This is a genomic window from Rhodobacter capsulatus SB 1003, assembly GCF_000021865.1.
In the GTDB taxonomy this organism is placed as follows: Bacteria; Pseudomonadota; Alphaproteobacteria; order Rhodobacterales; family Rhodobacteraceae; genus Rhodobacter; species Rhodobacter capsulatus_B.
The window spans coordinates 3,717,382-3,738,958 of the sequence record NC_014034.1 but is presented as its reverse complement, the minus strand read 5'-3'; the positions used below and the strand labels follow the sequence as shown (position 1 = coordinate 3,738,958).

Below are 21,577 nucleotides of genomic sequence, written 5' to 3'. Positions count from 1 at the left end.
CGGGGGGTAATTCTATTGCCAAGGCATTGAAATGAAAGAAATAAAACGGCGCCCCAAGATTGGGACGCCGTTTACGAAGATTAATTTCCGGGATCGGAAAATCAGTTCGACAGGGCCTTCACGCGCGACGAAAGACGCGACATCTTGCGGGCCACGGTGTTCTTGTGCAGCACGCCTTTGGTGATGCCGCGCGCCAGTTCGGGTTGCGCGGCTTCAAGGGCGGCCTTGGCCACACCGGCGTCGCCCGAGGCGATCGCTTCTTCGACCTTGCGCAGGAAGGTGCGGATGCGCGACCGGCGGGCTTTGTTGATGTCGTTGCGACGCTCGTTCTGACGAGCGCGTTTCTTGGACTGGGGCGTGTTGGCCATGTTTCCCTATTCCCGGGCTGAAGCGAATATATATAGCGCAAAGCCCGGTTGTCCCAGCGAACCGGATGATTCTAGCCTGAGCGGGCTTCACGCGCATGTAACGGCGGTCCTTAGGGCAAAAGGGGCGTGAAGAAAAGCCCCTTTCGGCCTTATTTGTCGGCGAATTTCGCCGGGCGCTTCTCGGCAAAGGCGGCCATGCCTTCCTTTTGATCCTCGGTCGCGAAAAGCGCATGAAACACCCGGCGTTCATAAAGCACGCCTTCGCGCAGCGTGGTTTCATAGGCGCGGTTGACGCAATCCTTGGCCACCATCGTGGCAATCGCCGATTTCTCCGCGATCTTGCGCGCGGTGGCCAGCGCCTCGGGCAGCAGATCGGCCAGCGGCAGCACGCGGCTGACAAGACCCGAGCGTTCCGCCTCGGCCGCGTCCATGAAACGGCCGGTGAGATGCATTTCCATCGACTTCGACTTGCCGACGAAACGGGTCAGCCTTTGCGTGCCGCCGATGCCCGCGACGACGCCCAGATTGATCTCGGGCTGGCCGAATTTCGCATTCTCGGCGCAAAGAATGAAGTCGCACATCATGGCGAGTTCGCAGCCGCCGCCCAAGGCATAGCCCGCCACCGCCGCGATGACCGGTTTGCGCGTGCGCAGGATCGCATCGCCCTCGGTGCCGAAGAAATCCAGCTTGAGCATGTCGACAAAGCTCTTGTCGGCCATTTCCTTGATGTCGGCGCCCGCGGCAAAGGCCTTGTCCGAGCCCGTCAGCACGAAGCAGCGCACCGCCGGATCGGCGTCCAGCGTGCTCAGCGCCGCGGCCAGTTCGCCGAGAAGTTGGGAATTCAGTGCGTTCAGCGCTTCGGGCCGGTTCAGCCGGATCAGCGCCACGCCGTCGGCGATCTCCACGATCAGGGTCTGGTAAGACATGGGATTCCCTTTGCTGGTGATGGGTCAGAGGTATCAGTCGGCGGCCGAAACTCAACCGGCCGTCGCGGAAGTGCCGCTGCGTCACTTCTGGCAGGCGGGGCAGAAATAACTCGACCGTCCCGATTGCACGATGCGTTTGATCGGCGTGGCGCAGGCGGGGCAGGGGTCGTCCTCGCGGTCATAGACGCGGAAGCTGTGCTGGAAATAGCCAAGCTCCCCATCCGCCTGCCGATGATCGCGCAGGGAGGATCCGCCCGCTTCGATCGCCTCGGCCAGAACCTCGCGGATGAGCGGCACGAGCCCCGCCAGCCGCGCCGCCGCAATCCGGTTTGCCGCCCGGCGCGGATCGATGCCCGCCCGGAACAGCACCTCCGACACATAGATATTGCCAAGCCCGGCGACGACATGCTGATCCAGAAGCGCGGTCTTGATCGGGCTCTTGCGGGATTTCAGCGCGTCGATCAGGTAAGCCTCGTTGAAGTCATTGCCGAAAGGCTCGGGGCCAAGACCGGCCAAAAGCCAATGCGCCGCCTCGCGGTCGGTGCGCACAAGATCCATCGCCCCGAACCGCCGCGCATCGTTGAAGGTGACCCGGGCGCCCCCCTCCATGTGCAAGACCACGTGGTCATGCTTTTGCGCCGCCGGATGATCCAGGTGAAAATCGCCCAGCATCACGCCGGACACCAGCATCCGCCCCGACATGCCCAGATGAATGAGCAGGCTTTCCCCGGTCGACAGATCGGCCAGGATGTATTTCGAGCGCCGCCGCAGCCGGTCCACCCGCGCCCCGGTCAGCCGCTCGGCCATGGCTTCGGGCAGGGGCCAGCGCAGATCGGGGCGGTTCACCTCGGCCCGGTCGATCACCCGCCCCTCCATCGCGGGGGCCAGGCCGCGTCGGACCGTCTCGACCTCGGGCAGTTCGGGCATTTTCGCTCCTGTCGCATTGTCATGGCTGAAACCGACCCTATAAGGAGGGGGACAGTTCAAGATCGGCAAGGGCAGATGAGCACGGATCAGACCAAGACGACTCATTTCGGGTTCCAGACGGTGAACGAAGAGGCCAAGGCCGGCATGGTCCATGGCGTCTTTTCGCGGGTGGCCTCGAAATACGACATCATGAACGATCTGATGAGCATGGGCATCCATCGGATCTGGAAGAATGCGATGATGGACTGGCTGGCGCCGCGCCCCGAGCAGAAGCTGCTCGATGTGGCGGGGGGCACCGGCGACATCGCGTTTCGGTTCCTGAAACGTGCCAAGGGCTCGACCGCGACCGTCTGCGACATGACGGAATCGATGCTGATCGAGGGGCAAAAACGCGCCGATGCCGAGAACATGGCTTCGCGGCTGAACTGGGTTGTTGGCGATGCGATGGATTTGCCCTTTGAATCCAACAGCTTCGACGTTTACACGATCTCCTTCGGGATCCGCAACGTCACCCGCATTCCCGATGCGCTGAAGGAAGCCTACCGGGTGCTGAAACCGGGCGGGCGGCTGATGGTGCTCGAATTCAGCCAGATCCCGAACGATCTGATGCAGGCCGTTTACGACGCCTATTCCTTCAACGTGATCCCGGTGATGGGGCAGGTCGTGGCGAATGACCGCGACAGCTATCAATATCTGGTCGAGTCGATCCGCAAGTTCCCGAACCAGGAGCTCTTCGCCTCGATGATCCGCGAAGCCGGTTTCAGCCAGGTCAAATATCGCAATCTTTCCATGGGCATCGCGGCGCTGCACTCGGGCTGGAAGGTGTAATATGCGCGGCCCGCACAATCTGTGGCGGCTGATCCGCACGGGGGCAACCTTCGAGCGGACCGGCGCCATGCGCGTGGCGCTGGAAGCGATGGAGGCGCCGCCGCGGCTGCGCCTTGTCGCACGCATCATGGGCTGGCCGTTCAAATGGCTGGGCTATGCGGGCGATCCCGCGCTGCCGCCGGTGACGCGGGCGATCACCGCGCTGGGCCCGGCCTATATCAAGCTGGGTCAGGTGCTTTCGACCCGGCCCGATGTGGTGGGCGAGGAGCTGGCCAACCAGCTGCGGGTGCTGCAGGACCGTCTGCCGCCCTTTGACATTGCTCTGGCCAAGGCGACCCTGGCCGAGGAATACGGCCGTCCGGTCGAGGAAATTTTCTCCGAGTTTTCCGAACCTGTCGCGGCGGCCTCGATCGCGCAGGTGCATTCGGCGCGGCTGATTGAGACCGGCGAGACGGTCGCGGTCAAGGTGCTGCGGCCGGGCATCGAAAAGGCCTTCAAGCGCGACATCGACGCCTTCCATTTCGCCGCCGACATGATCGAGCGGCTCTCGCCCGCTTCGCGGCGGCTGCGGCCTTCGGATGTGATCAAGCATTTCGAAGATCTGGTGGCCGGGGAGCTTGACCTGCGGCTGGAAGCCGCCGCGGCCTCGCAATTCGCGGCCAATACGGAAAAGGATGCGGGCTTCCGCGTGCCCTTGCCGGTCTGGCAGCTGTCGAGCCGTCGGGTGATGGTGATCGACTGGGCCGAGGGGCTGCCGATGGGCGACCCCGAGGCGCTGAAGGCCGCGGGCCATGACGTGACCGCGATCGGCACGCGGGTGTTGCAGCTCTTCCTGTCCCATGCGCTGCGGGACGGCTATTTCCACGGCGACATGCATCAGGGCAACCTGAAGGTGGCGGAAAACGGCGACATCATCGCCTTCGATTTCGGCATCATGGGCCAGATCGACCAATACACCCGGCATGTTTACGCGGAAATCCTGATGGGCTTCATCCATCGCGATTACCGCCGCGTTGCCGAAGTGCATTTCGAGGCGGGCTACATTCCGCCCGATCAGGATGTGGTGCAATTCGCCCTTGCCCTGCGGGCGGTGGGTGAGCCGATCTTCGGGATGAACGCCAAGCAGATCTCGATGGCGCGGCTGCTGGCCTATCTCTTCGAGGTGACGGAACGGTTCGGCATGGCGACGCGGACCGAGCTGATCTTGCTGCAGCGCACGATGGTGGTGGTCGAGGGGGTGGCACGCTCGCTCAACCCCGGGATCAACATGTGGGAGACCGCAAAGCCGGTCGTGGAAAGCTACATCCGCGAGAATGTCGGGCCGCGCGGCATCCTGCGCGATCTGACCCGCACGGCGCGGGTGCTGGGCCGGTTCGGGCCGCAACTGCCCGAGCTGATGCAAAAGGCGCTGGAACGTCAGGTGCAGCCCGAAGAAAAGCCCGAGCCGAAAACGGCTCAGGCTTTGGGGGCGGTCAGCGCGGTGCTGATCCTGGCGGCCGGTGTGGCGCTGGGCCTGCTGATCTGATCAGTCAGGCTCGCGCAGCGCCGAGATCGACCCGGTCGAGACCGTCGCGCCCCCGGCCAGAACCAGAACGGCCCCGTCACTGGTGCCCTGGGCTTCGACGACCCGGTTGTAAGTCTCGATCGGGTCCGTCGACAGCAGCTTGCCGTCGTCATAGCTTTCCAGCTCGAACGTGTAGCTTCCGGCCGGAAGCGCGTTGCCATCGGCGTCGGTCCCGTTCCATTCGAGCGAATCGCTCGAGACCGGAATGGTGTAACGCGACACTTCGTTGCCCGCGGCATCGCTGACCACCACGGTGGTGGCATCGGCGCCCTTGACCGGGTTCGGCGAGATCGTCACCGGATTGGTGCCGTCGAAATAGCCCGGCGATTCCGAACGGGCCTCCATGCCCACCCAGTTGGCATATTCGCTCATCCCCATCACGCCCATCTGCGTGGCGAGGCTGGTCAGCAGGGTGTTCGTCTTCACCTGCTGTTCCACCTGCGAGAACGTCGCCAGCTGCACCGCGTAATCGGCACTGTCCATCGGGCTGGTCGGATCCTGGTTCGTCATCTGCGTCGTCAGCAGTTTCAGGAACATCTGGTAATCGGAGCTGACGCTGGTCGCGGTCGAGGAAGACGTGCGCGAGCTGCTCGAGCTGCTCGTGTTTGACGACGTGTTCGTGTTGGAAACGGTGGTCATGGGGCTCTCTTTCAGATTCGCAGGTCAAGTCCGCCCGAAGCGGTGCCGGACGCGGCTTGCAGGGGGGTGGGGAAGGTCTCGAAGCGGGGGATGCCGTCACGCTCCGGCGGGGAGGAAGGCAGCGCCGATTCGGCGGCGCGTTCCTGCGCCGAGGGGCGCTGATCGGTCTGCTGGCCGAAATCGAAGCCGATGTTCGAGTAGCCCATGTCGCGGAAATCGCGGGCCAGGCTGTCGATGTTGCGGCGCATCAGGTCCAGGGTTTCGGGACGCTCGGCCTGCACGGCGACGGTGATCGCGCCATCGGAGCTGGTCAGGGTCATCCGCACCTTGCCGAGTTCCTCGGGGGACAGGGTCAGTTCGACGGTCCGGTTTCCGGCATCGGCCAGGGCCTGTGACATCTGATGGGCGATCGCATGCGGGCTGGCGGCCCGATGTGCCGCCGCCGCCTCGCTGCCGCCGGTCAGAGACCCCGCCCGTTCGGTTGCCAGAGGAGAAGAGAAGGACATCGGCGCGCCGGAAGCGGTCGTCTGCACGGAACTCTCCGGCGTGGCGGGGGCCGGGGCCGCGGCGGTATCCGTCGCCTTGACGGCCATCTCCGTGACAGAGGCCTGCGCCGCGGAAGCCGCGCGGTCGCGAATCGGGGTCGCCTCCGGGGTCTCGCGCAGGCGCGCTTCGCGCGGCGGCGGGGCCTCGACCGGGCCGGGGGCCGGTTGCGGGGCCACCGGCGCTGCGGCGGTCACGAGCGGCGCCGCGGGGGCGGGCTTGTCCGCGGCGGGCGTCGGCGTGCCTGCCGCGACCGGCGCGCTGTCGGCCTCGGTCTCGGTCGGCATGGTTGCCAGCGCCGCCTTGACCCGCGATTCGGCGAGCGAGGCTTTCGTTGCCGGGACGCTGGCCGTTGCGGCGGCCACTGCAGCGGCCGTCTCGGCGGCGGGCCGTGCCGCGGCAGGGGCCCGCATCTCCGCTGCGGCGACCGTTTGCACCGTGACCGTGCCGAGTTGCGGATTGGGCGCGACCGCCTGTGCGGGCTGGGTCTTGTCCTTGACCTGTTCGGCGATCTGCCCGGCGCCGGGCCCGGACATCTCGGTGACAGGGCGTGTCTTGGGCTGACCGCCTTGCCCGGCCTCGGCCTTCTGCCGCGGCGCGATCGGGGCGGTGGCAAGCTGTTGCGCCGCTGCGACGCCGGTCAGTTCCGGTCGCTGTGTGGCCCGGGCGCCCGGAGTGACTGGCATTTGAGGCGGTGTCGCCGTGGCAGCGGACGGGGCAGGCGGCTCGTCTGCACCGGGAAGGATCTTTGCGGGTCGATCAGATTGCGCCGACTCTTGCCGCGTCGCCTCGGGTTCGTCGGTGGCAACCTCGGTCGGGCGGGGGGCTGTCGCGGCGGGAAGGGGAGCCTCGGTCCGCGGATCTTGGGGGGCGTCGCCCGCCGCCGTCTGCGGCGCGGCCAGGGGCGGACTTTCGGCGGCCGCCCGAAGCGTCGGCTGCGGCAGGTCCCCCTCGGCCGCGTTGGCGGGCGGTGTGACCGTGACCGGGATCGGCTGCGGTGTCTGGACGTTCTGGGCCGTTTCGGCGGGCGGCGTGACCGCGGCCGGGATCGGTTGCGGGGTCTGGGCGTTCTTGACCGTGTTCGCAGGCGTCGTGACCGCGGCCGGGATCGGCTGCGGGGTCTGGACGCTCTGGACCGTGTTTGCGGGCGGCGTGACCGCGGCCGGGATCGGCTGCGGGGTCTGGACGTTCTGGACCGTGTTCGCGGGCGTCGTGACCGCGGCCGGGATCGGCTGCGGGGTCTGGACGTTCTTGACCGTGTTCGCAGGCGTCGTGACCGCGGCCGGGATCGGCTGCGGTGTCTGGACGTTCTTGACCGTGTTTGCGGGCGCAGCGCCCACGGTCGGGATTGGCTGCGGGGTCTGGACGTTCTGGGCCGAGTTCGCGGGCGTCGTGCCCGCGGTCGGGATCGGCTGCGGGGTCTGGACGTTCTTGACCGTGTTTGCGGGTGTCATGCCCGCGACCGGGATCGCCTGCTGGGTCGGGGCGGTCCTGACCGGAGCGGCGACCTGCGTGGTGTCGGTCCGGGTCACCTGTGCTGTCGGACCGGCAGGCGGCGGCGCGGCGCCGATCGAGGCCATGGTGGCAAAAGCCTGCGCCGCTCTCGTGCGCGATTCGGTCTCGGCCGAGAGCCTGAGCGCCGAGCTGTCGCCGGTCGGCACGGGCGTCGCGGCGGTATCTGCGCCCTCTGCTGCCGGACGCGTCTCTTCCCCCGGGGCGGGGGTGGGGTCCGCCCCTCCCGCAGGGCTGGCCGGGCTGTCTTTTGCGGCAGCGACCGCGGCGGGCTGCGCCGAATCGGCCGCGGCCTTCCGGTCGGTTGCGGCGATCCGGTCGGTTGCGGGACCGTGCGGCCGATGCGGGAAAGACGGCGCGACGATCGTTCCGGCTTCGGCCGTGTCGGCGGACCTGGCGCGGGCCGGGCCGGGATCGGCGTTCGGCACGGTGTTCGGCACGCTGGCGGCCTCGGCCGCGCCCGGCGGGATCTGCAAGATGCTTTGCATGCTGGCGACGACGGCCGCCTCGGCGGTCGGTCGGGCCAGATCCTGCGCCCCCGCGGCGGCTTCGAAGCCCTGCGCGGGCACCGGCTGGGACGTCAACGGATCGGCCACCGGATCGGCAAAGCCCTCCGGTTGCGGCGGCGATTCGGCCAGGATCGTCTCGAAGGCTTCCTGGCCCTCGGGCAGGATTCGGGCTTCGGCGGCCCGTGCAGGGCCACCCCCCTCCGCCGGGGATATCGGGGAAAGGAACGAGATCTGGTCCGAGAGAGCGAGTGTTTTCATGACCTCACGACTTCTGCCTGTGACCCGGGCAGAATGGCAGCAGGAGGTTACTGCTTCTTTACCTCGTTGTGGGAGAACAAAACGAAATCGGTTCAATTGGAGCGATTCCCATGGATACCCGGCCCCTGATGGCCTCCCCCCCGCAGGCCGCGCCCGATCGCAAGGCTGCAGATGAAAAGGCCCTGCGTCTGAAGGCGCAGGAGCTCGAGGCCAGTTTTCTGGCCGAAATGTTGAAGCACAGCGGCCTTGGCAAGACGCAGGAAGGTTTCAACGGCGGCATCGGAGAAGAGCAGTTCGCCTCGTTTCTCGTCGATGAATACGCCAGCATGATGGTCAAGTCCGGTGGCATCGGTCTTGCCGAGAGCATTTTCCAGTCGCTGCAGAAAGGAGCGGAGCATGCAGAATGAAACCGAGGACCGGATCGCCCGGCTGATCGACCTGTTGCGCCTCGAGAAGGATGTGATCCGCAATGCCGAATTCGCGGCCTTGCCGGACCTTGTCGCCCGCAAGGAGGTGTTGATGGAGGAGCTGAAGGGCACCCCCGCGCGGCTGCTGCTTGGCGCGCAGGAAATGGCGATCGAGAACCAGCGTCTGCTGGATGCGGCGATCAAGGGCGTGCGGTCGGTGCAGGCGCGTCTGGCCGAGATCCGCGAGGCTTCGAAAAGCTATACCAGCTATGATCAGCACGGAAAGGCCCGCAGGATCAGCCCCGAGGGCGGCTCGGTCGAACGGCGGGCGTAAACCATTCTTCGAAAATCCGAACTATCCAAGGCCGTCCGAAAGGGCGGCCTTAGCACTTCATTAGGTCTTCGCATGCCAAGGTTCCCCTGCATCCCGAGGGGTGGCGCGGCTCAGCAGCGATGCGGCCGCACGGGTCAGAAAGCCGTAGGCGCCGTTTTACCGACGGCAAGTGAAACCCGGCGCAAAGCGCCAAAGACGAAGGACCTGACATGTCCAGCATCAACACCAACACCAGCGCGATGGTCGCGCTGCAGACCCTCAAGGGCATCAACTCGAACCTCGCCAAGACCCAGTCGGAAATCTCGACCGGCAAGACCGTGGCTTCGGCCAAGGACAACTCGGCCGTCTGGGCCATCTCGAAAGTGATGGAATCGGACGTCAGCGGCTTCGAGTCGGTCTCGACCAGCCTCGCCACCGGTCAGTCGATGGTGTCGGTGGCCCGGACCGCGGTGGAATCGATCACCGATGACCTGAAGACGATCAAGGAAAAGATCGTTGCCGCGCAGGACCCGTCGGCAGATACCGGCAAGCTTGACGACGAGATCAGCGAACTTGTCAGCATGATCGAATCGAAGATCAGCGGCGCGCAGTTCAACGGCGTCAACCTGATCAGCTCGTCGGGCAACGAGACGATCCTCGGCTCGCTCGACCGTTCGGGCAACACCGTCTCGACCAACACGATCAACATCGCCCGTCAGGACATGAGCACCACCGCGACCACGGTTGCGACCGGTGCGGTTGCCGCCGGTGCCAACGCGACGAACTTCGTCGCGGCGGGCACGAACAAGGGCGCTTCGGCCATTGCCGCGGGCGCTGCGGAAGGGTTTGCGCTCTCCGGCATGGCCGCGGGTGAAACCGTCACTCTGGCGATCGGCGACCGCAGCTTCAGCTACACCGTCTCGCAGGCCGACGTGGACTCGGGCTCGGACGTGAACGAAGTCGCGACCGCGAACCTGTTCAGCCAGGTGATGGGCGCCGGGATGAGCGGGATCACCGCGACCTATGATCCGGCCGCCAACGCTGCCGACCTGACGATCAACGTCGATGCCGCCAACACGCTCGGTGTCAACATGAGCGTCGCGATCAACGCGGCGGGCTCCGGTCCGCTGGCGGGGCTGAACGGCTTCACCTCGTCCAACACCGTGGCCGAGATCGAGTCGATGATCAACGGCGCCATCGATGCCGCTGCGGCCTTCGGTGCCGTCGAATCGCGGATCGAAAGCCAGGCGACCTTCGTCAGCGATCTGGGCGATGCGCTGAAGACCGGCATCGGTGCCCTTGTCGACGCCGACATGGAAGAGGCTTCGGCGCGTCTGCAAGCGCTGCAAACGCAGCAGCAGCTGGGCATCCAGTCGCTGTCGATCGCCAACCAGCAACCGCAATCGATCCTGTCGCTCTTCAAGTAATGACTTTCGGGGGCGCCTCGAGGGCGCCCCCTCTTCCCGCGGCAAAGCCGCGATCTGACCCCTCTCGCCACTGGAAGGTATTCCTGTGAACGCCACGATTCTGGCCAAAACGGCCTATGCAAACCCCGGTCAGCCCACCCGTACCCTGCGCGGCACTGAATATGAAATCTTCGCGCGTGTGACGCACCGTCTGAAACAGGCGGCAGGTCTGGATAAATCGAATTTCCCCGCCGTCGTGCGGGCCCTTTATGACAACCGTCGTCTGTGGACGACGCTTGCCGTCGATGTCGCTCTGCCCGACAACGAACTCCCCGATACGCTGCGTGCGCGCATCTTCTACCTCAACCAGTTCACCCAGGCGCATAGCGCGAAGGTCCTCAAGGGCGAGGCCTCGATCGATGTGCTGATCGACATCAACACCGCGATCATGCGCGGTCTGCGTCGCGAGGGCGGTGCGGAATGACCGGTCTTGTCCTGAAACTTGCCCCGAAGGAACGCGTCCTGATCAATGGCGCGGTCATTGAAAATGGCGACCGCCGCTCGCGCCTCGCGATCATGACGCCCAATGCGCATATCCTGCGCCTGCGCGACGCCATCCACCCCGAAGAGGTCAATACCCCGGTGCGGCGCGTGTGCTACATCGCGCAGCTCGTGCTCTCGGGCGATGCCGACTCCTCGGAAGCGCGGATGCAGCTTCTGCGCGGCATCGAACAGCTCAGCCAGGTGCTGACCGATCATGACAGCCGGGCGCATCTGACCCAGGCGACGGCCGCCGTGCTGGAAGACCAGCATTATCAGGCGCTGAAATCGCTGCGCGCGCTTTTGCCAAGGGAGGAGCGGCTCCTCGCCGCCGGAAGCGCATGAGCTACACGCCGGTCATTCCGGCCAGCGGTTACGCGGGCTGGAAGCTTCTGAACCGGACCATGGAAAAGCAGAAGGCGGCTTTTGCCGCCTCTGCCGACATCAAGCGTGACGAAGATTATTTTCGCGCCAAGATCGGCTCGATCACCACGGCCGAGGATCTGGTCTCCGATCGTCGGCTGCTGAAAGTGGCGCTGGGCGCCTTCGGGCTCGACTCGGACATCGACAACAAGTTCTTCATCCGCAAGGTTCTGGAAACCGCCGCGGACGACAAGACCGGGCTTGCCAACAAGCTGGCCGACAAGACCTATCTCAAACTGGCGACCGCTTTCGGCTTTGGCGACACGCCCGACGCGCCCCGCACGCAGACCAGCGGTTTTGCCGACGAGATCCTGAGCAAATACGAGACCCGGCAGTTCGAAACCGCCGTCGGCGAGAGTGACGAGAGCTATCGCCTTGCGATGGCGGCGCAGCGCGATCTGGGCGAACTGGTCGCCTCCTCCAGCACCAACAATGCGAAATGGTATTCGGTGATCGGCTCGAAGTCGCTCAGCACGGTGATGCGGACGGCCCTTGGCCTGCCCGAAAGCGTCAGCTCGCTGGATGTCGATCAGCAGCTGGTCATCTATACCCAGAAGGCGAAATCCGTTCTGGGCAGTTCCGATTTCTCCACCTTCTCGGACAGCGCGGTGATGGAGAAGACCATCCGGCTTTATCTGGTGCGCTCGCAGCTCGAGACGAACAGCACGACCTCCTCCGGCAGTGTCGCGCTGCAATTGCTGCAGGCGGGCAGCTCTTACACCTCTTTGCTGTCGAAACGCGTCTGAGGGCGGCTCTGCCGGGATCTCACCCGGCAGCTGCCAGCGCGAGGCTGAGCCGCGAAAAGCTCGAACGCGTGCCATCGGCCGCATCGCGGGCCAGAAACCCGTCCAGCGCGGGCCAGACCTTGATCGCGGCGTCGATCACCGGATCGCTGCCTGCCGCATAAAGACCCGCCTGGATCATCATCTCGGCCCGGTCATAGGCACCCAGAAGCTTGCGCGCCTTGGCGATCAGCTCGTTTTCGGCCGGGGTTGCAGCCTCCGGCAGCGACCGCGACACCGAACGCAGCAGATCGATGGCCGGGAATCGGCCGCGTTCGGCGATGCCGCGATCCAGCACCACGTGGCCATCAAGCGTGCCGCGCAGGATGTCGGCCACCGGCTCTTCCATGTCCGATCCCGCCACCAGCACCGAAAATACCGCGGTGATGTCTCCGGCCCCCTCCATCCCGGGGCCCGACCGTTCCGCCAGCGACATGATCTGATGCGAGGTCGAGGGCGGATAGCCGCGCAGGCTGGGCGGTTCCCCCGCCGCCAGCGCCACTTCGCGATGCGCCTCGGCAAAGCGGGTCACGCTGTCGGCCAGAAACAGCACATGCTTGCCCTGATCGCGGAAGTATTCGGCCACCGTCATCGCCGCCCAGCCGCAGCGGCGCCGGACCAGAGGCGACTGGTCCGAGGTCGCCGCGACGATCACCGACCGCGCCATGCCCTCCGGTCCCAGCGTCTTTTCGACGAATTCGCGCAGCTCGCGGCCGCGCTCGCCGATCAGGGCGATCACCACGACATCGGCCGCGACCCCCTTGGCGAATTTCGCCAGCAGCGAGGATTTGCCGACGCCCGAGCCCGCAAAGAGGCCGATGCGCTGCCCGCGCACCAGCGGCAACAGCGTGTTGAACGCATCAAGCCCGGTCTCGACCCGCTCGCCCAGACGGCGGCGGAAGGCGGCGGGCGGGGGGGTGGCGCGGATGTTGCGGTCGTGACCGCCGCGCAGCAGCGGGCGGCCATCCAGCGGCCGTCCGAAAGGATCGACGATGCGCCCGATCCAGCTGTCGTCGGGGGCGATTCCGGCCTGGCCCAGCACCTCGACGCGATCGCCGATGGCCACGCCCTCGACCGCGCAATCGGCCAGCAGCGTCACCGCGCCCCGGCGCAGCGCGATCACCTCGGCGCCGAAGACCGGGCCGGACTGGGCATGGATTCGCGCCCTGTCGCCCAGCGTCGCCCGCGTGGTCAGGCCGCTGACCTCGATCGTGCCCTTGCCCACTTCGAAAACCCGCCCGACCGGGTGCACTGCCCCCAGATCCGCGATTTCCGCCTGCAGCCGTTCGAGTCCGTTCAACGCCATTCTGGCCCCCGTGTCTTCGGTTCGGTGTTCTTGAAACGCTTTTTAAACGATTCTCTCTTAAGCCTTGGTTGATAGCTCGGAGGAGAAACCCCGATGTTCGAAAAACTCGAAGTCTTTCAGATGTCGCAGGCCATGGCCCGCCATGCGGCCCTGCGTGAAGGGGTGGTCGCGACCAATGTCGCGAACGCCGATACCCCCGGTTACCGGGCCAAGGATGTCGTGTCCTTCGCCGACAGCTACCGGACGGAACATGCACAGCCGATGCGGGCCACCCGGCCCGGCCATCTCGGCGCCAACGGGTCCTATACGGTGTCCGTGATCGAGGATCCGGCCCCCGATTCGAGCTCGCCCGACGGAAACGGCGTGTCGATCGAGGACGAGATGGTCAAGGCCGTCGATGTCAAACGGCAGCATGACCGCGCCCTCGCGATCTACAAATCCTCCCTCAACGTGCTGCGCGCCAGCCTTGGCCGGGGCTGATCATGGGCGATTTCACTTCCACTCTTTCGGTCTCCGCATCCGGCCTGAAGGCGCAATCGATGCGCCTGCGCCATGTCTCGGAGAACATCGCGAATGCCGACACCCCCGGCTACCACCGCAAGGTGGTCCGCTTCGAGGAACTTGCGGCGCAGAAGGACGGCGGGGCAACCGGGGTCGAACTCGGTCCTGTCGAACTCGACCAGAAGGAACTCGCCCGGATCTATGACCCGGGCAGCCCGCTGGCCGACGAGAACGGCTACTACGACGGCTCGAATGTCGATCTGGTGGTCGAAATTGCAGACGCGCGTCAAGCGCAGCGCAGCTACGAGGCGAACCTCAGAATGTTCGATCAGACCCGGCAGATGTCGTCGGCGCTGATGGAGCTGCTGCGTCGTTGAAACCTGAAGACGGAGGTCCAGAATGGACATCAAGACTTCTCTTGCGACCCAGGGCTATGCCCAGGCGCGTTCGGCGGCCACCCCGCTTGCCGGAAATTCCACCGCGGATCGGGACGGGGGGCTGGGCAAGATCGCCACGAGCTTCCTCGAAACGATGCAGCAAAGCGAGGATACGGCGAAAGCCGCCATGCTCGGCAATGCCGATCCGCACACGCTCGTGCAGGCGCTCGCCCAGACCGAACTTGCGGTCGAGACCGCGGTGACGGTGCGCAACAAGGTCGTCGAGGCCTATCAGGAAATCCTCCGGATGCCGGTGTAAGATGCCCGATCTCGTCTTTTTTGACGCGATGCGGGAAGGGCTCTGGATAGCAGTGATGATCTCGGCGCCGATGCTCGTCGTGGCACTCGTCGCCGGGGTCGCCATCGGCCTCTTTCAGGCGCTCACCTCGGTTCAGGAAATGACGCTGACCTTCGTGCCGAAGGTGGGGGCCATGCTGGTCGTCTACTGGGTGTCGATGTCCTTCATGTCCGAAACCCTCGTCGATTTCTTCACCTCCGGGATCATCCCGCTCATCGTCGGAAGCTGAGCCATGGACAACACGATCTATGCCGCCCTGGCGCGCCAATCCGGCCTGATGCAGGAAATGCAGGTCGTCGCCAACAACATGGCCAACGTCAACACCACCGGCTTCCGCCGCGAGGGGGTGGTGTTTTCGGAATATGTCGATTCCCTTGACGGGGATGAAGCCTCGCTCTCGATGGCCCATGCCAGCGGCCGCACCATCGATTTCGACAGCGGCGCCGTCGCCTCGACCGGAAACCAGCTCGATTTCGCCATCCAGGGCGAGGGCTTCTTCATGATCGAGACGCCCGAGGGCAATCAGCTGACCCGGGCGGGCAGTTTCCTGCGCTCGCCCGAGGGCGAGCTGGTCACGCCCGAAGGGTTCCGCGTGCTCGACAACGGCGGTTCGGCGATCTTCCTGCCCGCCGATCAGGGGCCGATCGCCGTCGGAGAAGATGGCACGCTTTCGGCCAAGGGGCAGCCGCTGGCGCAGCTTGGCCTTTACGAGCCGCAGAATTCCACCTCGATCAGCCTGCAGGCGGGCACCCGATTCGCCGTGCCCGAAGGCACCGTTCCGGCCGAGAATGCCCGGGTCATGCAGGGGGCGGTCGAACAGTCGAACGTCGATCCGGTGCGGGAAATCGCCCGGATGGTCGAAGTGCAGCGGGCCTATGAACTGGGCCAAACCTTCCTCGACCGCGAGGACGAACGGATTCGCAACGTCATCTCGACGCTGAAGTAAAGGAAACACCCGATGCGCGCCCTGCAGATTGCCGCCACCGGGATGAGCGCCCAGCAGATGCGGGTCGAAGTCATCTCGAACAACCTCGCCAACATGTCGACGACGGGCTACAACGCCCGCCGCGCCGAATTCGCCGATCTGATGTATCAGCAGGCGACCCGCCCGGGCACGATCACCGCCAACGACGGCACCATCGTTCCCGCGGGCGTGCAGATCGGTCTGGGCGTGCGCTCGACCGCGGTCAGCATCACCCTGGCGCAGGGGCCGCTGGCCTCCACCGGCGGCGATCTCGATCTGGCGATCGACGGCTATGGCTTTCTTGAGGTGACCCTGCCTTCGGGGGCCTCTGCCTATACCCGCGACGGCGGTCTCAAACGCTCGGCCGACGGGCAGATCGTCACCTCGGACGGCTATCCGGTGGTGCCGGGGATCACCCTGCCCGATGATGCGACGACGATCTCGATCAATGCCGCGGGCGAGGTTTACGCCTATTTCACCAACCAGGTGCAGCCGCAGCTGCTGGGGCAGATCACGCTGGCCGGGTTCACCAACGAAAAAGGGCTCGAAGCGATCGGCTCGAACCTGTTTCTGGAAACCGAAGCCTCGGGGGCGCCGACCGTGGCCGCGCCGGGAACCGACGGGCTTGGGGTGATCAAGCAGGGCTATCTCGAGGAAAGTTCGGTCGATGCGGTGCGCGAGATCACCGAGCTGATCAAGGCGCAGCGCGGCTACGAGATGAACGCCAAGGTGATCACCGCCGCCGACGAGATGCTGCAAGCGACGACACAGGTGCGCTGATGATCCGTCTGACCCTTGCCCTTGTCCTGCTGACGCTGCCCGCCCTTGCCGAGGCCGGGTCGGTCGTTGCCGCGCGCACCCTGCGGGCGCAGACCGTGATCACCGAATCGGATCTGGCGCTCTCCGAGGAAGACGTGCCCGGGGCGCTGACCGATCCGCTGTCGGCGGTCGGCCTCGAGACCCGGACCGCGATCTATCCGCAACAGCCGATCAGCGCCGCAGATCTGGTGGCGCCCGCGGTGATCGAACGCAATCAGATGGTGCCGCTGGCCTATCGCGACGGCAGCCTCTCGATCCTCACCGAGGGCCGGGCGCTGGATCGCGGCGCCGTGGGCGACACGATCCGGGTGATGAACATCACGTCCAAGGCGACGCTGTTCGCCCAGCTCGGCGCCGATGGCGTCGCCTACGTCCAACCTCACTGAAAGCCTGTCTCATGCGTTCCCTCCTTTTCGTTTTCATGGCCCTTTCGCTGGCGGCCTGTGGTCGGCTTGAACAGGTCGGCAAGGCCCCGGATTTCAACACGGTCGAAGGCAGCGACGAATTTTTCGCGATGAACAGCCCGCCGCTGCCCGAAGATGCGCTGCGTCAGACCCGGGCGCAGGAAGCCTCGCTGTGGTCGGGCAACCGTGGCTCGCTTCTGGGCGACCGCCGGGCGGCGACGCGCGGAGACATCCTGACGGTGGTGATCGAGATCGACGACAAGGCCGAGATTTCGAACACCTCGGGCCGGTCGCGGAAAAGCTCGGACAAGATGGGGATTCCGTCGATGTTCGGCATCCCGCAGCGGCTGGATGCGCAATTGCCCGAAGGCGCCACCATGGCCGATGCCTTTGAAACCGGCTCGTCTTCCTCCTACAAGGGCGACGGCTCGGTGGCGCGCAAGGAAAAGCTGACGCTGCGGGTGGCGGCGACGGTGCTGGACCGGCTGCCGAACGGCGTGCTGCGGATCCAGGGCAGCCAGGAAGTCCGGGTCAATTTCGAAGTGCGCGAACTGATCGTCACCGGCTTCGTGCGGCCCGAGGATGTCAGCCGGCAGAACGAGATCACCTACGACAAGATTGCCGGGGCGCGGATTTCCTATGGCGGCCGCGGCCAGATCACCGACGTGCAGCAGCCGCGCTACGGCCAGCAGGTCTCCGATATCCTTCTTCCGTTCTGAGGGTGCCATGCTGAAGATCATTCTTCCCGTTCTGCTTGCCGTGATCGGTCTCGCCGGAGGCGGGGCGGCGGGGTATTTCCTGCGCCCGCCGCCACCGCCGCCCGAGGAAGTCGCTGCCGAAGCCGGTGCCGAGGGCGAAGCGGCCCCGGCCCCGGCGAAACCCGCGCCCGAGAAGGCCGCCGGGGACCATGCCGCGGCCGAGGGCGAGCATGCCGAGGGCGAAGAGGCCGTTCCGACCATCGAATATGTGAAGCTGAACAACCAGTTCGTCATTCCGGTGATCAAGAAGGGCGCGGTTGCCTCGCTGGTCGTGCTGTCGCTCAGCCTTGAGGTGACGGTGGGCAGCACCGAAAAGGTCTATGCCGCGGAGCCGAAGCTGCGCGATGTTCTGCTGCAGGTTCTGTTCGATCACGCCAATGCGGGCGGGTTCGAGGGCTCCTTCACCGACACGGCCAACATGACCGATCTGCGCCGCGCCCTGACCGAAGCTTCGCAGAGCGTTCTGGGGGATCTGGTGCTGAACGTGCTGATCTCGGACATCGCCCGGCAGGATTCGAACTGAGCCCTTCCGCGCCTTGGCAAACGAAAAGGCTGGGGCAAACGAAAAGGCTGGCAACCGCGGGGTTGCCAGCCTTTCCTGTTCAGTGGTGCCGGTGAAGGGACTCGAACCCCCGACCCCATCATTACGAATGACGTGCTCTACCAGCTGAGCTACACCGGCACTGTGGCGCGCAGTTAGCACGCCCTTGCGGGGATGTGTAGCCCTATTTTTCGCGTTCGTTCAAAGCGCGGGCGGTTCCTTCAAGAGTTGCCCCCGCATCGGCTTTCGTGCCCTTGGCCACGATCAGCGGCAGCATCTCGGCGCCATTGGGCAGGGGCATGTTGTTATGCGCCGGTTCGCGCCAGCTCAGCGTGTCGAAACCGCCGCAATTGTCGCAGACCGGGCCCCATTGCGACTGGATGTTCTGGCACTTGTCGCAGCACCATTGCTTGCCGCGCGGCGCCGTCAGCGCCTTGGCCAGCCAGCCGCGCACCACCGCGTCATCCTCGCCCTCGCCGCGTTCGATCGCCGCCATCAGCGTCAGCACGCGCGAGGTCGGGTTCGCCTCGACCAGATTGCCCAGCGCCCGCCGCGCCGCCGGGAAATCCTCGGCCGCGATGCAAAGCTCGGCGCGCAGCAGCCGGGTTTCCTCGTGATCGGGGCGCAAGGAGAGCAGCTTTTCGAAGCGCTTGAGCCGCTCGGTCGCCGATTCGCCCGGCACCATCGAGGCGAAGACCGCCGCCAGATCCGGATGCGGCTGTGCCTCCCAGGCTTTCAGCAGCACGCGGGTTGCCGATTTCGCATCGCCCTTGTCGTAATGCGCCTTGGCCGCCATCGCCGCCGCGGGAATCAGGTCCGGCGAGGCCTTGGCCGCGGCAATCGCCGCTTCCTGCGCCTCGATCGAGGTGCCGCCATCCAGCACCGCCTTGGCCTCCTGCAGCGCCAGCACCGCATCGCGGCGCTTGTGCACGTCTTTCGGCAGCTGCCCCTGACGCATCTTGGCAAGCAGCACGTCGCGCGCGCCTTTCCAGTCGCCGACCTCGGTCTGCAGCTTGAACAGCGTGTTCTGCACCTCGAGGTTCTTCGGATTGAGCGCAAAGGCCTTTTGCGCCAGCTTCACCGCGGTATCGGTGTCGCCCTCGGCCAGTTTCTGCGACAACAGCCCCTGCACGCCGACAAAGCGCGTGCGCTGATCGGCCAGAAGCTTGCGATAGACCTCTTCGGCCTTGCGGGTATCGCCGTTCATCATTGCCGCCTGCGCGGTCAGAAGGTTGGTCAGCTCGGGACGGCGCAGGTAGCGCTCGGCCTTGCTCGCCTTCGAGGCCGCCAGCTTCGATTCGCCCGAGGCGACGGCCAGCATCCCCTCGGCCAGGGCCTCATAGCCCTTGCGCTCGCGGTTGCGGTCGAAATAGCGGCTGATCGCGGTTTCATCGCCGGTCACGAAGCGGATGAAGGCGAAGACGAAGCCCAGCACTTTCAGCGCCAGCCAGATCGTCAGGATGGCAAGCCCGATCAGGATCACCGCTTGCAGCGCGCCCAGGTTCAGCTCGATCCCGAAGGCGATGATGCGGATGGTTTCGCCCAGATCCGAAAGCCAGGCGGCGCCAAAGGCGAGCCCGACCACGACGGCGACGAACAGCGAGATTTTAATGAAAGACCAGATCATCGCCGTCCCCTCATTGCACGGATTGCGTCAGGTCGGCGATGGCGGCCTGCGCGCTCGCGCGCTTGGCCACCATGTCCTTCCAGGGTTGCAGATCGGCCTGCGCCGCTTCGGGCAGGGCCGCGATTTCGGTCAGAGCCGCGTCGAATTGCGCCGCATCGACCGCGGTTTGCGCCCGCGACAGCACCGCATCCGGGCCGGTTCCGTCCTTCGCCGTCAGCGACCGGGCCCCGGTCTGCGCCAGCAGGAACGAGCCGAGCCGGTCCGTCATCGTCTCGCCCGCGGTCGCCTTGCGCGCCGTGGTCAGCGCCTTGCGCGCGCCCTCGGGGAAGGCCGCCTTGAGCGCGGCGATCGAGGGCAGATCGCCCTTCAGCGCCTCGGGCACCGAAACACCCGCCGCCGCGACATCGCCCAGCGCGCCATCGATCGGCGCATCGGTGTCAAAAGCCGCCGCCAGCCGGGCCACGGCCGCCTGGGCGATCGCCTTTTTCGCCGCGGCTTCCGACGCGGCGCGGATCTTCGCGGTTTCGGCCTCGGCCTCGGCGATCTTCGCCTTGGCCTCGGCGGTCGCCACCTCCAGCTGCTGCTGCGAAGCGAAGGCCGGGCTCTTCTCGACCATCGCTTTCAGCGCGTCGATCTGCCCCTGCACGCCGGACAGATCGACCGGCGCGGCGGGGGCGGTGCCGCCCTGCGCTTCCAGCGCCTGAACCTTGCCGGAAAGCTCGCCCACTGCGGTCTGCAGCGCCGCGACGCCGGCATTGCCCGCCTGCAGTTCGGCCATCGTCTTCACCACGGCCTCAAGTTTCGCCGCCTGCGCGGCCAGATCCTTTTCCACCGTGCTTTGCGCGCCCGGCAGCACCTTTTCGCGCAGCTCCGGCGGCAGTTTCGGCAACACGACCAGCGTGCCGACCGAGCCGATCACCGCGGCGATGATGCCGCCCCAGACGACCGACATCCCCCCGCGCGGCGGTTGCGGCACGGGCTTCGGCTTTGCCGGGGCTGATTCGGTTGCGGGTTTCGACACCTTTTCGGGCACCGGCTGCGCTGTGGCCTCGGTCTTGGCGCCCGTCACGTCCCCGCCCGGTCCGCCTGCGTCTTTTTCAGACATTTCAGGGGTTTGCGCAGCGGCCTGTGCCGTGCTGTCACGCTCCGTCTCGTCCGGGTTCGCCATGGACACTCCTCCAAGTCGCGCAACGCGGCGCGATGTCTTCATTTTGCCGCAGTCTATTGAGCGGCTTCGGCCTGCTCAACCTCAACCGCTCTCAGGCCCGTGCGACAAGTGCGTCCAGCAGCGCCTCGGCATCCGGGCGTGCTGCAATCTGCAGCAGTGTCGCAGGCAGCGCGGCACAGGCCCGCGCCGCCTTTTCGGAAATCGCCACCAGCCGCAATTCGGCCCGGGCGCCTTGTGCGGCTTCGGCCAGCAACCGGCCGCTGTTGGGCGAAAAGATCGGCACCAGAACCGGACCGGGCTGCGCGAACAGCGACAGCATCTCGGGCGCGGGGGGCTGGGGCAGCTGCGCGTAAACGATCGCTTCGCCGACCTGCCGCCCGGCGGCACCAAGCCGCTCGGCCAGGGGAAAGGCGCTTTCGCTGCCGCGGGCATGCAGGATCGGCCCCGGATCGGCGGCGGACAGGATCACTTCGAACAGATGCTCGGCATCGGGGGCGACGGCCAGCACCGGGAAACCCGCCCGCCGCACCACCGCCGCCGTCCGCTCGCCGACGCAAAAGGCCGGACGGCCCGAAAGGGCGCTTTCGGCCAGCGGTTTGACCGCCTGTTCCGAGGTGAAGATGAGCGCATTTGCCGCGGGCAGATCCGCCCCGGTCGGTGCGGTTTCCAGCAGCGGCGCGATCACCACGGGCCAATCCGCCCCCATCCGGGCGCGGAACTGCGCGGCGAAACGCTCGGACCCGGCGCGGGGACGGGTCAGCAAAAGCGGCGGTCGGGAAACAGGGCTCATCGGCGCCTCGGGTTGTGCG

At 66.0% G+C, this 21,577-nt stretch carries 26 protein-coding genes and 1 tRNA gene; 17 read left to right on the top strand and 10 right to left on the bottom strand.

Annotated elements, in window-relative coordinates; genetic code table 11:
- Positions 1-101 precede the first annotated feature (101 nt).
- The 3 genes from rpsT to mutM all read right to left on the bottom strand — a co-directional run bounded on the left by rpsT (position 102) and on the right by mutM (position 2,221).
- A complete protein-coding gene (gene rpsT / locus RCAP_RS17495) occupies positions 102-368 on the bottom strand; it encodes a 30S ribosomal protein S20 (protein ID WP_013069230.1) in 267 nt (88 codons plus the stop codon).
- A 149-nt stretch (positions 369-517) separates the two neighbouring features.
- Positions 518-1,294, bottom strand: coding sequence for an enoyl-CoA hydratase (locus tag RCAP_RS17490; RefSeq protein WP_013069229.1), 777 nt, complete (start codon positions 1,292-1,294; stop codon positions 518-520).
- Between the two features lie 81 nt (positions 1,295-1,375).
- Positions 1,376-2,221 carry a bifunctional DNA-formamidopyrimidine glycosylase/DNA-(apurinic or apyrimidinic site) lyase gene (gene mutM / locus RCAP_RS17485; RefSeq protein ID WP_013069228.1) on the bottom strand — a complete coding sequence of 282 codons (846 nt, stop codon included), beginning with the start codon at positions 2,219-2,221 and terminating at the stop codon, positions 1,376-1,378.
- A gap of 75 nt (positions 2,222-2,296) precedes the next feature.
- Between mutM and ubiE the strand changes: the two genes are divergently transcribed.
- Positions 2,297-3,049, top strand: coding sequence for a bifunctional demethylmenaquinone methyltransferase/2-methoxy-6-polyprenyl-1,4-benzoquinol methylase UbiE (gene ubiE / locus RCAP_RS17480; protein WP_013069227.1), 753 nt, complete (start codon positions 2,297-2,299; stop codon positions 3,047-3,049).
- Position 3,050: 1 nt separating this feature from the next.
- A complete protein-coding gene (gene ubiB, locus RCAP_RS17475) occupies positions 3,051-4,574 on the top strand; it encodes a 2-polyprenylphenol 6-hydroxylase (RefSeq protein WP_013069226.1) in 1,524 nt (507 codons plus the stop codon).
- Here ubiB and RCAP_RS17470 read toward each other — a convergent pair whose 3' ends face one another.
- Both RCAP_RS17470 and RCAP_RS17465 read right to left on the bottom strand, forming a co-directional pair.
- Positions 4,575-5,252, bottom strand: coding sequence for a flagellar hook assembly protein FlgD (locus tag RCAP_RS17470; RefSeq protein ID WP_013069225.1), 678 nt, complete (start codon positions 5,250-5,252; stop codon positions 4,575-4,577).
- Positions 5,253-5,263: 11 nt separating this feature from the next.
- Positions 5,264-8,170, bottom strand: a complete 2,907-nt coding sequence (locus tag RCAP_RS17465; RefSeq protein WP_131618272.1) for a flagellar hook-length control protein FliK — start codon at positions 8,168-8,170, stop codon at positions 5,264-5,266.
- A 14-nt stretch (positions 8,171-8,184) separates the two neighbouring features.
- Here RCAP_RS17465 and RCAP_RS17460 point away from each other — a divergent pair, with 14 nt between their 5' ends.
- The 6 genes from RCAP_RS17460 (at position 8,185) to RCAP_RS17435 (ending at position 11,909) form a co-directional block, all read left to right on the top strand.
- The gene (locus tag RCAP_RS17460; protein WP_013069223.1) at positions 8,185-8,481 is read left to right on the top strand and encodes a rod-binding protein; all 297 of its coding nucleotides are present in this window, start codon (positions 8,185-8,187) and stop codon (positions 8,479-8,481) included.
- Positions 8,471-8,815 carry a hypothetical protein gene (locus RCAP_RS17455; RefSeq protein WP_013069222.1) on the top strand — a complete coding sequence of 115 codons (345 nt, stop codon included), beginning with the start codon at positions 8,471-8,473 and terminating at the stop codon, positions 8,813-8,815. Before RCAP_RS17460 ends, RCAP_RS17455 begins: the two co-directional genes overlap by 11 nt.
- 209 nt (positions 8,816-9,024) lie before the next feature.
- Positions 9,025-10,221, top strand: a complete 1,197-nt coding sequence (locus tag RCAP_RS20095; RefSeq protein WP_013069221.1) for a flagellin — start codon at positions 9,025-9,027, stop codon at positions 10,219-10,221.
- 85 nt (positions 10,222-10,306) lie between these two features.
- The gene (gene flaF / locus RCAP_RS17445; RefSeq protein WP_013069220.1) at positions 10,307-10,684 is read left to right on the top strand and encodes a flagellar biosynthesis regulator FlaF; all 378 of its coding nucleotides are present in this window, start codon (positions 10,307-10,309) and stop codon (positions 10,682-10,684) included.
- Positions 10,681-11,085, top strand: coding sequence for a flagellar biosynthesis repressor FlbT (gene flbT, locus RCAP_RS17440; protein ID WP_013069219.1), 405 nt, complete (start codon positions 10,681-10,683; stop codon positions 11,083-11,085). The genes flaF and flbT overlap by 4 nt, the downstream gene beginning before the upstream one ends.
- Positions 11,082-11,909 carry a DUF1217 domain-containing protein gene (locus RCAP_RS17435; RefSeq protein WP_013069218.1) on the top strand — a complete coding sequence of 276 codons (828 nt, stop codon included), beginning with the start codon at positions 11,082-11,084 and terminating at the stop codon, positions 11,907-11,909. The genes flbT and RCAP_RS17435 overlap by 4 nt, the downstream gene beginning before the upstream one ends.
- Before the next feature lie 19 nt (positions 11,910-11,928).
- On the opposite strand, the gene RCAP_RS17430 is transcribed toward RCAP_RS17435, so the two are convergent.
- On the bottom strand, positions 11,929-13,251 hold the full coding sequence (locus RCAP_RS17430; RefSeq protein ID WP_013069217.1) for a FliI/YscN family ATPase: 1,323 nt from the start codon (positions 13,249-13,251) through the stop codon (positions 11,929-11,931).
- 93 nt (positions 13,252-13,344) lie between these two features.
- On the opposite strand from RCAP_RS17430, the gene RCAP_RS17425 reads away from it, so the two are divergent.
- Genes RCAP_RS17425 through RCAP_RS17385 form a run of 9 tightly spaced genes read left to right on the top strand, consistent with a single transcriptional unit; the run spans position 13,345 to position 17,955 of the window.
- Positions 13,345-13,731, top strand: coding sequence for a FlgB family protein (locus tag RCAP_RS17425; protein WP_013069216.1), 387 nt, complete (start codon positions 13,345-13,347; stop codon positions 13,729-13,731).
- Positions 13,732-13,733: 2 nt separating this feature from the next.
- Entirely contained in the window at positions 13,734-14,129 is a 396-nt protein-coding gene (flgC, locus tag RCAP_RS17420) for a flagellar basal body rod protein FlgC (protein ID WP_013069215.1), read from the top strand.
- 22 nt (positions 14,130-14,151) lie between these two features.
- Positions 14,152-14,448 (top strand): flagellar hook-basal body complex protein FliE, encoded by a 297-nt coding sequence (gene fliE, locus RCAP_RS17415; protein WP_013069214.1) that lies wholly within the window; start codon positions 14,152-14,154, stop codon positions 14,446-14,448.
- 1 nt (position 14,449) lies between these two features.
- Positions 14,450-14,716: a flagellar biosynthetic protein FliQ gene (locus RCAP_RS17410; RefSeq protein ID WP_013069213.1), complete on the top strand. Its 267-nt coding sequence runs from the start codon at positions 14,450-14,452 to the stop codon at positions 14,714-14,716.
- A 3-nt stretch (positions 14,717-14,719) separates the two neighbouring features.
- Positions 14,720-15,433, top strand: coding sequence for a flagellar hook-basal body complex protein (locus tag RCAP_RS17405; protein WP_013069212.1), 714 nt, complete (start codon positions 14,720-14,722; stop codon positions 15,431-15,433).
- 12 nt (positions 15,434-15,445) lie between these two features.
- Entirely contained in the window at positions 15,446-16,231 is a 786-nt protein-coding gene (flgG, locus tag RCAP_RS17400; RefSeq protein WP_013069211.1) for a flagellar basal-body rod protein FlgG, read from the top strand.
- A complete protein-coding gene (flgA, locus tag RCAP_RS17395; protein WP_013069210.1) occupies positions 16,231-16,656 on the top strand; it encodes a flagellar basal body P-ring formation chaperone FlgA in 426 nt (141 codons plus the stop codon). Before flgG ends, flgA begins: the two co-directional genes overlap by 1 nt.
- An 11-nt stretch (positions 16,657-16,667) precedes the next feature.
- Positions 16,668-17,393, top strand: coding sequence for a flagellar basal body L-ring protein FlgH (gene flgH, locus RCAP_RS17390; protein WP_013069209.1), 726 nt, complete (start codon positions 16,668-16,670; stop codon positions 17,391-17,393).
- Positions 17,394-17,400: 7 nt separating this feature from the next.
- Positions 17,401-17,955, top strand: a complete 555-nt coding sequence (locus RCAP_RS17385) for a flagellar basal body-associated FliL family protein (RefSeq protein ID WP_013069208.1) — start codon at positions 17,401-17,403, stop codon at positions 17,953-17,955.
- A gap of 83 nt (positions 17,956-18,038) precedes the next feature.
- Here the strand turns inward: RCAP_RS17385 and RCAP_RS17380 are convergent.
- The 4 genes from RCAP_RS17380 to RCAP_RS17365 all read right to left on the bottom strand — a co-directional run bounded on the left by RCAP_RS17380 (position 18,039) and on the right by RCAP_RS17365 (position 21,558).
- Positions 18,039-18,114, bottom strand: a tRNA-Thr gene (locus RCAP_RS17380).
- A 43-nt stretch (positions 18,115-18,157) separates the two neighbouring features.
- Positions 18,158-19,600, bottom strand: a complete 1,443-nt coding sequence (locus RCAP_RS17375; protein WP_013069207.1) for a heme biosynthesis protein HemY — start codon at positions 19,598-19,600, stop codon at positions 18,158-18,160.
- Between the two features lie 10 nt (positions 19,601-19,610).
- Positions 19,611-20,705: a COG4223 family protein gene (locus tag RCAP_RS17370; protein WP_148214860.1), complete on the bottom strand. Its 1,095-nt coding sequence runs from the start codon at positions 20,703-20,705 to the stop codon at positions 19,611-19,613.
- A 154-nt stretch (positions 20,706-20,859) separates the two neighbouring features.
- Positions 20,860-21,558 carry a uroporphyrinogen-III synthase gene (locus RCAP_RS17365; RefSeq protein ID WP_013069205.1) on the bottom strand — a complete coding sequence of 233 codons (699 nt, stop codon included), beginning with the start codon at positions 21,556-21,558 and terminating at the stop codon, positions 20,860-20,862.
- Positions 21,559-21,577 lie beyond the last annotated feature (19 nt).

What these genes read in the sequence shown, in the direction of transcription:
- rpsT (WP_013069230.1), bottom strand. Translation starts at nt 368, where the DNA reads ATGGCCAACACGCCCCAGTCCAAGAAACGCGCTCGTCAGAACGAGCGT.
- RCAP_RS17490 (WP_013069229.1), bottom strand. Translation starts at nt 1,294, where the DNA reads ATGTCTTACCAGACCCTGATCGTGGAGATCGCCGACGGCGTGGCGCTG.
- mutM (WP_013069228.1), bottom strand. Translation starts at nt 2,221, where the DNA reads ATGCCCGAACTGCCCGAGGTCGAGACGGTCCGACGCGGCCTGGCCCCC.
- ubiE (WP_013069227.1), top strand. Translation starts at nt 2,297, where the DNA reads ATGAGCACGGATCAGACCAAGACGACTCATTTCGGGTTCCAGACGGTG.
- ubiB (WP_013069226.1), top strand. Translation starts at nt 3,051, where the DNA reads ATGCGCGGCCCGCACAATCTGTGGCGGCTGATCCGCACGGGGGCAACC.
- RCAP_RS17470 (WP_013069225.1), bottom strand. Translation starts at nt 5,252, where the DNA reads ATGACCACCGTTTCCAACACGAACACGTCGTCAAACACGAGCAGCTCG.
- RCAP_RS17460 (WP_013069223.1), top strand. Translation starts at nt 8,185, where the DNA reads ATGGATACCCGGCCCCTGATGGCCTCCCCCCCGCAGGCCGCGCCCGAT.
- RCAP_RS17455 (WP_013069222.1), top strand. Translation starts at nt 8,471, where the DNA reads ATGCAGAATGAAACCGAGGACCGGATCGCCCGGCTGATCGACCTGTTG.
- RCAP_RS20095 (WP_013069221.1), top strand. Translation starts at nt 9,025, where the DNA reads ATGTCCAGCATCAACACCAACACCAGCGCGATGGTCGCGCTGCAGACC.
- flbT (WP_013069219.1), top strand. Translation starts at nt 10,681, where the DNA reads ATGACCGGTCTTGTCCTGAAACTTGCCCCGAAGGAACGCGTCCTGATC.
- RCAP_RS17435 (WP_013069218.1), top strand. Translation starts at nt 11,082, where the DNA reads ATGAGCTACACGCCGGTCATTCCGGCCAGCGGTTACGCGGGCTGGAAG.
- RCAP_RS17430 (WP_013069217.1), bottom strand. Translation starts at nt 13,251, where the DNA reads ATGGCGTTGAACGGACTCGAACGGCTGCAGGCGGAAATCGCGGATCTG.
- RCAP_RS17425 (WP_013069216.1), top strand. Translation starts at nt 13,345, where the DNA reads ATGTTCGAAAAACTCGAAGTCTTTCAGATGTCGCAGGCCATGGCCCGC.
- flgC (WP_013069215.1), top strand. Translation starts at nt 13,734, where the DNA reads ATGGGCGATTTCACTTCCACTCTTTCGGTCTCCGCATCCGGCCTGAAG.
- fliE (WP_013069214.1), top strand. Translation starts at nt 14,152, where the DNA reads ATGGACATCAAGACTTCTCTTGCGACCCAGGGCTATGCCCAGGCGCGT.
- RCAP_RS17410 (WP_013069213.1), top strand. Translation starts at nt 14,450, where the DNA reads ATGCCCGATCTCGTCTTTTTTGACGCGATGCGGGAAGGGCTCTGGATA.
- RCAP_RS17405 (WP_013069212.1), top strand. Translation starts at nt 14,720, where the DNA reads ATGGACAACACGATCTATGCCGCCCTGGCGCGCCAATCCGGCCTGATG.
- flgG (WP_013069211.1), top strand. Translation starts at nt 15,446, where the DNA reads ATGCGCGCCCTGCAGATTGCCGCCACCGGGATGAGCGCCCAGCAGATG.
- flgA (WP_013069210.1), top strand. Translation starts at nt 16,231, where the DNA reads ATGATCCGTCTGACCCTTGCCCTTGTCCTGCTGACGCTGCCCGCCCTT.
- flgH (WP_013069209.1), top strand. Translation starts at nt 16,668, where the DNA reads ATGCGTTCCCTCCTTTTCGTTTTCATGGCCCTTTCGCTGGCGGCCTGT.
- RCAP_RS17385 (WP_013069208.1), top strand. Translation starts at nt 17,401, where the DNA reads ATGCTGAAGATCATTCTTCCCGTTCTGCTTGCCGTGATCGGTCTCGCC.
- RCAP_RS17375 (WP_013069207.1), bottom strand. Translation starts at nt 19,600, where the DNA reads ATGATCTGGTCTTTCATTAAAATCTCGCTGTTCGTCGCCGTCGTGGTC.
- RCAP_RS17370 (WP_148214860.1), bottom strand. Translation starts at nt 20,705, where the DNA reads ATGTCTGAAAAAGACGCAGGCGGACCGGGCGGGGACGTGACGGGCGCC.
- RCAP_RS17365 (WP_013069205.1), bottom strand. Translation starts at nt 21,558, where the DNA reads ATGAGCCCTGTTTCCCGACCGCCGCTTTTGCTGACCCGTCCCCGCGCC.